Origin of the sequence: Streptococcus suis, assembly GCF_002960445.1 — a bacterium.
Taxonomy (GTDB): domain Bacteria; phylum Bacillota; class Bacilli; order Lactobacillales; family Streptococcaceae; genus Streptococcus; species Streptococcus hyiners.
Genome location: NZ_POJD01000028.1, coordinates 1 through 314, shown reverse-complemented (window position 1 = coordinate 314; position 314 = coordinate 1). Strand labels below are relative to the sequence as shown.

The window sequence follows — 314 nt, the reverse complement described above, 5'->3', positions numbered from 1 at the left end:
CCTTGCCCTTTATGGTGTAGTAGGATTTTTGGATGACTTTTTAAAAATTTTCCGTAAAATAAATGAAGGTCTTAATCCTAAACAAAAGCTTGCTCTACAAATTTTAGGAGGTATTGTCTTCTACTTTGTCCACGTAAGAGGAGCAGGTGGCGGAGAATTGAATGTATTTGGTCACATGGTACATTTGGGAGTTCTCTATTTCCCATTTGTTCTGTTCTGGCTGGTCGGTTTTTCAAATGCAGTTAATTTGACAGATGGCATTGATGGATTGGCTTCTATCTCAGTTGTTATCAGCCTTCTAGCTTACTCTGTCA

Annotated in this window: 1 pseudogene; it reads left to right on the top strand. The window is 38.2% G+C overall.

Annotated elements, in window-relative coordinates:
* Window positions 1–314 (top strand): annotated as a pseudogene (locus tag C1G53_RS00130) (phospho-N-acetylmuramoyl-pentapeptide-transferase); the annotation flags it as partial.